At 58.1% G+C, this 8454-nt stretch carries 11 protein-coding genes; 5 read left to right on the top strand and 6 right to left on the bottom strand.

Translation table 11 applies throughout. The features are described from left to right. Window positions 1-883 precede the first annotated feature (883 nt). Window positions 884-1156 (top strand): hypothetical protein, encoded by a 273-nt coding sequence (locus NKI73_RS33220; RefSeq protein WP_352636246.1) that lies wholly within the window; start codon window positions 884-886, stop codon window positions 1154-1156. Window positions 1157-1313: 157 nt separating this feature from the next. On the opposite strand, the gene NKI73_RS33215 is transcribed toward NKI73_RS33220, so the two are convergent. The 3 genes from NKI73_RS33215 to NKI73_RS33205 all read right to left on the bottom strand — a co-directional run bounded on the left by NKI73_RS33215 (window position 1314) and on the right by NKI73_RS33205 (window position 2966). Beyond that, window positions 1314-1499: a hypothetical protein gene (locus NKI73_RS33215; protein WP_352636244.1), complete on the bottom strand. Its 186-nt coding sequence runs from the start codon at window positions 1497-1499 to the stop codon at window positions 1314-1316. A 444-nt stretch (window positions 1500-1943) separates the two neighbouring features. Next, window positions 1944-2138, bottom strand: coding sequence for a hypothetical protein (locus tag NKI73_RS33210; RefSeq protein ID WP_352636243.1), 195 nt, complete (start codon window positions 2136-2138; stop codon window positions 1944-1946). Between the two features lie 492 nt (window positions 2139-2630). Then, on the bottom strand, window positions 2631-2966 hold the full coding sequence (locus tag NKI73_RS33205; protein ID WP_352636242.1) for a low affinity iron permease family protein: 336 nt from the start codon (window positions 2964-2966) through the stop codon (window positions 2631-2633). 387 nt (window positions 2967-3353) lie between these two features. Between NKI73_RS33205 and NKI73_RS33200 the strand changes: the two genes are divergently transcribed. From NKI73_RS33200 to NKI73_RS33185, 4 genes are all read left to right on the top strand, one after another. Next, window positions 3354-3557 (top strand): CsbD family protein, encoded by a 204-nt coding sequence (locus NKI73_RS33200; protein ID WP_352636240.1) that lies wholly within the window; start codon window positions 3354-3356, stop codon window positions 3555-3557. A 126-nt stretch (window positions 3558-3683) separates the two neighbouring features. Further along, the gene (locus NKI73_RS33195) at window positions 3684-4037 is read left to right on the top strand and encodes an SOS response-associated peptidase family protein (protein WP_352636238.1); all 354 of its coding nucleotides are present in this window, start codon (window positions 3684-3686) and stop codon (window positions 4035-4037) included. Continuing rightward, window positions 3961-4440 carry an SOS response-associated peptidase family protein gene (locus NKI73_RS33190; RefSeq protein WP_352636248.1) on the top strand — a complete coding sequence of 160 codons (480 nt, stop codon included), beginning with the start codon at window positions 3961-3963 and terminating at the stop codon, window positions 4438-4440. Before NKI73_RS33195 ends, NKI73_RS33190 begins: the two co-directional genes overlap by 77 nt. A 58-nt stretch (window positions 4441-4498) precedes the next feature. Continuing rightward, on the top strand, window positions 4499-4777 hold the full coding sequence (locus NKI73_RS33185) for a helix-turn-helix domain-containing protein (RefSeq protein ID WP_352636237.1): 279 nt from the start codon (window positions 4499-4501) through the stop codon (window positions 4775-4777). A gap of 826 nt (window positions 4778-5603) precedes the next feature. Here the strand turns inward: NKI73_RS33185 and NKI73_RS33180 are convergent. From NKI73_RS33180 to NKI73_RS33170, 3 genes are all read right to left on the bottom strand, one after another. Continuing rightward, on the bottom strand, window positions 5604-5849 hold the full coding sequence (locus NKI73_RS33180; RefSeq protein WP_352636236.1) for a hypothetical protein: 246 nt from the start codon (window positions 5847-5849) through the stop codon (window positions 5604-5606). Window positions 5850-5930: 81 nt separating this feature from the next. Beyond that, entirely contained in the window at window positions 5931-6632 is a 702-nt protein-coding gene (locus tag NKI73_RS33175; RefSeq protein ID WP_352636235.1) for a Crp/Fnr family transcriptional regulator, read from the bottom strand. Between the two features lie 275 nt (window positions 6633-6907). After that, on the bottom strand, window positions 6908-8454 hold a 1547-nt coding region (locus tag NKI73_RS33170), incomplete at its 5' end, for an adenylate/guanylate cyclase domain-containing protein (protein WP_352636233.1).

Below are 8454 nucleotides of genomic sequence, written 5' to 3'. Positions count from 1 at the left end.
CCGCTCGCTCGCTACAGCGCTACCAACGGCGCGCTCGCGAGCAGCTTCGCTACCGCCGAGCTACACCACCTCATGGGACACGATCGTTCCATTCCGCTCCTATGAAGCGCTCCGGCGTCGATGGCCAAACATCGAACGGGCTGCGCAGCACGCCGAACCGGAGGAAAGGAAACGGCGACTTGCGGCCACCAGAAACACGGAAACCCATAGAGCCGCACAACAGCGGGCCGGTGAACGCCGGCGCCATCGCTATCCGTTGCCGGTTCAGGATCTACCAACCTTGGGCCGTGCTGTCGCAACCGTGCAGTACGGGATAGTCGTCTTCACTGAAATTTCCGGTGAACTCGTTGAGCTATCAGACGCAGCCACCTTCTATCCCCATGCGATGCCTGCGAGCGGTGACTTCGTTTGGGGCAAGTGGCGTTCGGCAACCCTGGCCGAACTTGTGAGCACATGGCCTGCTCGCTCAGCCGCCGGGCCGACCGAACGCTGCAGAGGCTGGTGGAGACCAACCCTTGCTGAACTTAGACTTGCTCGTCGAAATGCCCGCGGTAGAGAGCGTAGAAAGCGACGTCGCGCGCGGTAGATACCGCGCTCGCTTTCGTTTTGTCATTAGTACATTGCTGGCGTCGCCGAGCCTTTGGAACGGCAGACTGCGCTGAACGCCCAACCGCGCTTCGGCCGATATCAGGCGCGCACGATCAGGTGCGCCAAGGGTTGCACTTCGGATAATGGCTGCTCGATAAGGTATCGTCGAGATTTTGCGACAGCGCCGACGATTGGATGTGGGGCCAGGGCCGTCAGGGCCCTCACGAACAGGGAGGGAACCAAAGCCGATCACAAGCGGTTTACCAATCGAAGGGACCGCAATGGACGCGGAACAATGGAACTTTTGGATATGGAACTGGCGCGTGCCCGACAGCGGCTTAGCCGAGAGGAGCTTGCCCTCGAAAGGGCGAACGAGATGCTGGATGAGGACTGCGGCGTCGGCATCAATATCGCGCTCTGCAGCAGGATACGGGCCGCGCAACGGCGCGTGGTCGAGGCCAGATCGCGGTTGACGAAGATTGATCGGCAGGGCGAACACAATTCGCACAAGCTGAACCTTGCGGCCATTGGACCACGATCCGTGCGGGTGCCAACGTCTTGCTACTGATGACTTCTTTCAAGCACCTTCGGCGCTGCGCGCACTTAGGCAACCTACGCGCTTACGGGCCCGATCCCGTAATGAAGGGCGCTACTCGCCGGTGATTTCGGGCCGACTTCAGCAGCAGTTCATGCGTCCTTTGCAGCCGGCGGATGTAAAGTGTGGTTCACTGCGCGGTGTTTTCGTCGCGGTGCTGCATGGCATCGAATGTCACTTCGAAGACGCTGCCGACTTCCTCTGAAATCTCTTCGGCGCCGATGCCTTCCTTCTGCGCGGCCTGCATAGCCTGGTCGGCAAGGTCGCTAATGTAGACTGGGTTTTCCGTGGCATTGCCCGGCAAGTCCTCGGCCATCCATTTTTGTCGAGGAAGTTCATCCCGCGCGTGCTCATCGAGAAATGATCCACCAATCCACCCCCCACCAGCCGCCACGGATAGTCGTGCGCCAGCGAGGCTTTTCGAAAAAGGATCCCGCTGTAGGCGGTTACCGGCCTATCTGTCATCTCTTCCCGTTGGGTCGCTAAAAGCCCGCGCCTCTGGCGGAGAGCGCGGGCCGATCAGGGTTGTTGCCCCGATCTTCGGCAGGGGTGATGGAGGGCATCACTCTACCGCCAAGCAACAATCTTTAGAGATTACTAATGTTCTACCAGGGGGTATCACCATATTTGCGTCGATTAGAACGTGCAGACCTTGCCCATCCCACCGACACAGCGCGGCGTTTGGATCGCCGCCAGGAGTGGCAAGCTTGCCCTGTCTCGCAATGGCCCTTCCGGCAACTGTATTTCTTTCAGTTGCCGCCTACTTCCTCACAATCCAATCCAGCAAGTCGGGATCGACCATCGCCACGCCCGTGAAATCACGGATCATTAGCGAAGCAAATTCCTGCCATCGAGCTTCAGGGATATTCTCTTCGATGATCGCTTTATGGAAAGCGCTTCGCAGAATGTCGCTCTCGAGCGCCGACACGCGGCAAACTTCAAGATCCTGGTCCATGATGCAAACCTCCCATCTAAGGGCGGGAGCGCAACCAGCTCTCAATCACCAATGCCCACTGGCCTTGTCCGGTGACACTGGGATTGTAATCCGTCAGATCGTGGATTCAATGCCATGTACGGTTGCGTACCAATCGCAAGCCTCGGTAATAACCCGCGGCTTTCCTTGAACAAGGCGCGGCCCAGTTGCCACCTGTTGCCAATCACCAGTCGCGAAAGGCGCGCTGAAACCATCCACCCTCGTCCCGGCTGCGAATCTCTCCACTGTCCAGTCCTGCAGCGAGGCATTGGCGCAAATCTCGCCGTGCAAATTCTTCACACGCCGGATCAGACAGGCTTGACCCAATGCGTCGACGGCCGCTGAGGCCCCTGCCCGGCGTGTTCCTGGACGCGCTTCGACAGCCGCTCTCGGCTGGCGCCGCGCGACATGTCTCCGCGATCACGGCCGGCGGCCACCTAAGCTCCCGCCCAACGTCGCGGCCATCATTTCCATCTATGGTAACGTTTGGGCCGCTTCCTCTTCGAGCTCCACAAGCTTTTCCCTGATCTCCTGCGGATCGGCGTGCTCCAACCCAACAACATCATTTCTGGTTTCCTCAAGTGCAACGATGATCTCATCGAGTTTGGCGTGTATCGCAGCGGTGTCGCGATAGCCTTGTATGAGCACAACCCCGGTGATTACTATGGCCGCAACCGAAAGGGCGTAGGTAACCACGTTTGTCAGGCCGAAAGGTACAAGCGCGGTGCAAAGCACCATGGCTATGAGCATCACATAGAAACCCGGCGGCCGGGAGAGAAAGTCGGCCGCGAGGAAAAGGAAGTGGTTCATTCCAATCCCGCCATTGCAAGCCTGCCTCTACGAACCTGTCTCTGGCGCTGAACTCAGCATCGCCTCATACTGCATCTGCAAGACGGAGGCTTCGCACGCCTAACGGGGAGAAGCCAGCGAACGCTTTGCCGACCGGTTGCGAGCAACCCAGCGCGCTTGACTAAAACTCCTATCTGTCTGATTTCTCCAAATTTTTCCGGAGAACAACAACCTTGGACTAGGCATGTTCCCTGCAACGTTGTGGGTAGGACCATTGCGTTTTTACGATGGACTTAGGTCCTATGCCCCGAACGGGCGCCGACCAGCGTCTCGGCTTGTTTCTGGTGGAGCGGAACTCAACGGCCATACGACCGTTTTTCCACGGGAGAAACGAAGGAGGTCGCCACCATGGACTGGAACCGGGTTGAAGGAAACTGGAAGCAGGTCAAAGGTAAGGTCAAGGAACAGTGGGGCAAGCTCACTGATGATGATCTCGACCGTATCGCCGGCAAGCGCGATCAACTCGAAGGCAAAATCCAGGAGCGCTACGGCATTGAGAAGGATCGCGTACGTCGAGACGTCGACGACTGGTATGCTCGACAAGGCTGGTAGGGCAACGTTGAGCTGATCAACTAAAGGGCGCGGTCCGCGCCCTTCTCGTTACTTTCAGCGATCGAATGTCGGCTTCCAGTCGCAGCTACGCTAACCGTTGCTGACCCTCGTAGTCAGGATGCAGGTGTGAAGAAGACCCCTGCGATCGCGTCACGCAGCCCTGCAATTCGAGCAGATACCCAAAGCGGCCATGTTCAATGCAAGGATCGAAGGCATCGACGCGGCGCCGCCTTTCGTGATGCGTTCAAATCGAAGCGCTGCCTGATCCCGGCCGACGGCTTCTACGAATGGACCATCTCTCCAGCCGACGGCAAGAAGGACCCTTGGCACGTCTACCAGCCAAAACACGCTCCGTTCTCATCTGCTGGCCTATGGCCTATAACTCCAACCTCGATATCACCAGCTGCACGATCGGCAGCCGGTTATCCTCGATCAGGCTTACTGCGACGCTTGGCTCGACTCCGAGACGCCCAAGGATAGTTTGAAAGACATCCTCGGCCACGACATCGACGGCCAGCTGCAGTTCAATCGTGTCGGCCGGGAGGTCAATTCTACTGTCATCAACAACCTGCCCAACGACCACCCCGCCTTGGTCGGGCCGATAGCCGAGCGTCGCACCGGTTTTGTTTCGGTCACCGAGCGCACGGTGACCAGTATTTATGCGCGACGAGATTCTACGATCCTTGAAGCTGCTCATGGCCGCTGGCAACATAACGATGAAAGAGAACGCCAGGACGGAAAGCAACTGGCAATCGCGAAGGCGATCGTCGAAACGGTGGAACGGGTCACTCGATGCGCCGCAACGCGGCCCCCCGTTATGTCAGAACTCTACGCAAAACTCGGATTTTATTCCAATAGCAAGAAGCCGTTTCCGTTCCATTAGCAATTGATGAAAAGCTGTCGGAACCTTCCGTCCAGTCCGCTGTTCTGCAGGAGCCTCCGTGGAGTGGAGATGTCGTTTGCAAAATCTGACGGCACAGCAGTCGCGAGCAGCACGAGCACTCTTAAACTGGTCCCGCGTTCGACTTGGCGCCAGGTCCAATGTTAGCGAGGACACGATCCGAGAGTTTGAGAACGGCCACAGAATTCCGGGTCCGGGCAGCCTCACTCGCATCCGACAAGCATTGGAAGCAGCCGGTGTTGTCTTTACCTCTGGAGCGCCGTCGCTAACCAATCTCTCTGAAGGCGAGGCTGGCATAATCGGCTCAAACGAGATGTAACCGCAGTTCGGCAATAGTCCGTCGCCTTGCTGCGCACAAGCCCCGTTTTGACGCCTCAGAAGGCGATTCAAATAGGTTCTCTAAAATGGTTCGGGAACTTTTACCGGGACCAGATGTTCGATCCGCGCGGGCAAACGACTGAGGCGTAGGGATGAATTTAGAAAGACGGCTGCAGAGTTTCCTGGGCTGACTTTCGGCCACCTGGTTGAGGAGTCGGGTTGGCAGCGGCCATCGGACAAGCATGACGCGCCCGGTTCTCACCGACGTCTCGAAGAAGCCTTCACAGAGACGGGACAATGACAATGTAATGACAGTTCTGCGAGGCTTGGCCAAGCATGACTGGCTGTCGGATCTTGGACCACCGATCGGCTGGTCCTGCTCCACCAGTTGGACCCCTACAGTCCGCTTTCGCGAAGCAGCTGGAGTCTGATTCACGGCCGACATGGGGGTGCAGGAGGCCGACCGCTTCTGGCCGTCGGCGAAGCGAAACATTCACGGTTGGCTGAGGTCTCCGATTGGCAGCAACCTGACCGTCCGTGATTGGAAGCCATATGGCTAAAGCCGCTGTTCCGCTATTGAGCCTCGACAGGCGTCCTAGGGACCTGCGGCGTCGAATTCAATCGCAAATCCCGCGTCGATCGCGCTTCGCGCAATGAGATCGCCAAGTTCCCAATCCGTGAGTTCGCAAAGCGGAAATGTTCCCCTATAGCGTGGCTAACCTCGGATATCGAAATGCACGGCCTGCCGACATTGTCGATCAGGTAGCGGACAATCGCCTGGCGAACGTCCGATAGGCTCGGCATCTGCGCGAGCGCAAGCATATGGCCTACGAATGGAGCCATGGTTCTACGCTATCGGCTGTTTTTGCATCGAAAGCGACGGGCACACCGTGAATGATGGATGCCGCTGCCAGCAACTCCTCCAACTCGTGGTCGGTAGCCCTGCAAGCCGGCATGAGTGTTCTGATAGCGCGGATCGCCTGTGCGATGGACAGGAACTGGGCCTTGCCTCTGGAACGGACATAGGCTTCTGCCGCCTTTTCAACCGTGACTGTGTGAAAAGTGCTGGTCATCGAGAATGCCTCCCTAAAACCCTCGACACGATTTACGGCACGAATTCGGCTGCCTGCAAGGGTTTGTCTGATTCAGGACAATCAGGCGGAGGCAAGGCCGAAGTGACTTTGCTCCTCCTCGCCGTAAGCGCCATGTGTGAGTTGTATCATTCCGGCGCGGTCGACAATCATGATCTCGCCTCGCTTGGCGTGAACCAGCCCCCGATATTCAAGCATTTGCAGGGCGATGGTAACGCCGGGGCGCCGGGCACCAAGCATGGTCGCCAGAAATTCATGCGTCAGATAGATCTTATTTCCTTCGGCGCGATCTTGGACCATCAGCAGCCAGCGGGCCAACCGCTCCTCGATTTTCGAATGGCCGTTGACCAGTGCCGTCCGGGACGACTGGACGAGGAACGCGTGGGCATAGCGAAGCAGTGACTCGCGAAGGGATTGGCTTGCCGCAATCGCAGAGCGAAGAGCTTCAACCGAGAGGATCCAGCCATTGCCGGCGACCTGGATATAGGTTTCATTGGGAGACCTGTCTTGGCCGAGAATGACCGCAACCCCTGTCATGCCGTCATGGCCGACGATGCCGACTTCGCTTTGCCGCCCACCGGTCATCGTAGCGACCACCGACGCGATGCCCATCTCTGGGAAATACACTCGTTCGATCGGCTGATATGGGTCTTCCAGACGGGCTTTGATGTCCAGTTCGACGTGATGCATTGACGGCTGCAATAGCGCGAAATCCTCCGAGGAGAGGGTTTTCAATACATGGTTGCGAAGAAGGGATTGCGGCATGGCTCTCTCCCTGACGGGCAAGAGCACGTACTCTCTTACTGTCGGCTGCATCCGAAGTGCTGGCGGCCGATGAATGAATATAGGCCTCAAATGCCCGATTAGCAAAGAATCCCTCGCTGGCGAAAGGCTGGGGAAAAGTCGGTCTCCCTCGGAGGCTCCTCGGTAATGGGCGCTTTCTTATGACGGCGGTCACGAGTGTCCGAAACGGGGCCGCGTCCTGACTGGCAGCTTTGCGAGCGCGAAAGGCGTTTGCTGCCATTAGCTAGTGTAGACCGCTACTCGGGCAGGCCAGCTTTGCGATAGCCGTCGGCGAAGTGATCTATCGTCGCCTTGTCTCGGGAAGGTTGCGCGTTTGTCCACGCACTGATGGTGAAGGTTGGGCTCGTGGCCATAAACAATGCGGCTTCTTGCCGTGCTTCTGCAGTCCTGCCCAGCTGCGCAAGGCTGGCGGCGAGCACGCGTCGCGAAGCGCTGCGATAGGTTTCTTTCTTCATCAATACTTCGATGGCTGCGTCGTAACGCTTGCCTACGTAGTGGGCGATTCCTTCTACCCAATAGTACCAGCCAGCTGGCTGCGGGTTGAGCCGAAGCGCGCGCTGGATGAAGTCCAGCGTATCTTCATAATTGCCGTTCAGCGCTAGCAAATCGGCCCGCATGGCAAGGGTGTCGGCATCGTTTGGGTCCAAATTTAGCGCCGCCTCAAAATGAGCATCCGATTCATCCCACCGTCGTTCGTAGGCAAGAAGATATGCCAACACCCACTGGTTACCTGCGTCGTTCGGATCGAGCTCGACCGCCTTCTCCGCCATTGCAACCGACTGTGGCTTCATGACTTGCGCAGGCTCAATTGAAAAGTTCCAGAGCGACCAGAGGCTGAAGGCTAGCCAGCGATAGGCCTCGGCATACTTAGGGTCGATGGCGATCGCTTGACGCGTCAGGACTTCCGATTCTCGCACTGCGTCGGGGGTGCCAGCAAACGAAGAAATTAAAGCTCTTGCGCGGACCACGCGGTCGTACGCTTCCAAGCTGTTTGGCCTATTCCGAGCCGGGGGCGTCGCAGTGAGCCTACCGACCAGGGCCTGGACCACCCGCGCGGTGACCTCGTCTTGCACAGCAAAGACATCTTCCAAGTCTCGGTCGAAGCGATCTGCCCACAGATGATCGCCGCCGGCAGCATCGATCAACTGGACGTTTATGCGCACCCGGCCAGCCGCGCGGCGCGCGCTGCCTTCCAATACATAGCGCACGCCCAGATCTCGGGCGATGTGGCGGATGTCCAGCGCTTTGCCCTTATACGCAAAGGTCGAATGGCGGGCGATGACGAACAGTGAGACGTTCCTGGAGAGATCGGTGATAATGTCTTCGCTCAGTCCGTCGACGAACATGTCCTCCGCGTCGCCGCCCATGTTGGTGAAGGGCAGTACGGCGATCGAGGGCTTTGCCGGCAGGCGCAAATTTCCAACCGCCTTAGCCGCCCGGCCACCTGCCGGCCGTTGTATTACGGCGCGGTAAACCTGCAGCGGCTCGCCGATGTTCTTAAGGCTTCGCGTGCCCAAGTCGTCGAAGAGGATATCAAGTTTGCGCCTTACCTGTTCGTAAACGCTTGCCGATACGGATACTCCCCCTGGCTCCGCCAGAGATTCAAGTCGTGCTGCAATATTCACGCCGTCGCCGAACCTGTCGTCACCCTCGACTATGACCTCACCCAGATTAACGCCAATGCGCACCTCAACACGTCTATCATGTGGCGAATTCGCATACCTGTCAGCCAGCGCAAGTTGGAGCGTCACAGCGCATTGAACCGCCTCCACGACAGACGAAA

Source organism: Mesorhizobium sp. M0496, from assembly GCF_040321205.1.
Taxonomy (GTDB): domain Bacteria; phylum Pseudomonadota; class Alphaproteobacteria; order Rhizobiales; family Rhizobiaceae; genus Mesorhizobium.
This window is presented reverse-complemented; position numbering and strand designations above follow the sequence as displayed.